At 69.7% G+C, this 653-nt stretch carries 1 protein-coding gene; it reads right to left on the bottom strand.

What is annotated here, in order from left to right:
* On the bottom strand, positions 1 to 635 hold a 635-nt coding region (locus ACTOQ2_RS44020), incomplete at its 3' end, for a hydantoinase B/oxoprolinase family protein (protein WP_440108009.1).
* Positions 636 to 653 lie beyond the last annotated feature (18 nt).

The following is a 653-nucleotide window of genomic DNA, read 5'->3' on the forward strand; positions in this document are numbered from 1 at the left end:
TCGTTGTTGCTGACCGCGAACATCTGCCCGGTCTCCGGATGGACCCCGACCATCATGAACCCCGGCACGTCACCCCCCGAGGAGGCCGGCAGCCGGTCCGGCATCCCCTGCGCCAGCGCCTTCAGGATGAGCTCGACCGCGACGATGCCGGTCCAGAGGGTGAATGTCGGCTGCGGGTAGACGGCGTGGAAGAGCGTGCCCGGCTCGGCCCGTACCTCCAGGGGGACGGTCGTGCCGAAGTTGGACGGTTCGTCGGGCGAGGTGAGCGCCTTGAGGACGACCTTGCAGATCGCGATGGTCGCGCCGAACGGCATGTTGACGGGACCGGGCACGGCGGGCGAGGAACCGGCGAAGTCGACGGTGAAGGTGCCGTCGGCGACGGTGACGGTGACCTGCATGCGGACCGGATCCTCGGTGATCCCGTCGTCGTCCAGCCAGTCGACCGCCGTCCACGAGCCCTGCGGCAGCTCGGCGAGGGCGGCGCGGGTGCGCGCCTCGCCGTCCTCGACCATCCGCCGGACCGCGGCGTCCACGGTCTGCCTGCCGAACTTCTCCAGGATCTCCAGGAACCGGCGTTCGCCGGTGCGCAGCGCGGCGACCTGCGCGTTCAGATCACCGATCACCAGATCCGGCATCCGCGAATTGAACCGGAT

It is taken from the genome of Streptosporangium sp. H16, assembly GCF_051918855.1.
Classification (GTDB): domain Bacteria; phylum Actinomycetota; class Actinomycetes; order Streptosporangiales; family Streptosporangiaceae; genus Streptosporangium.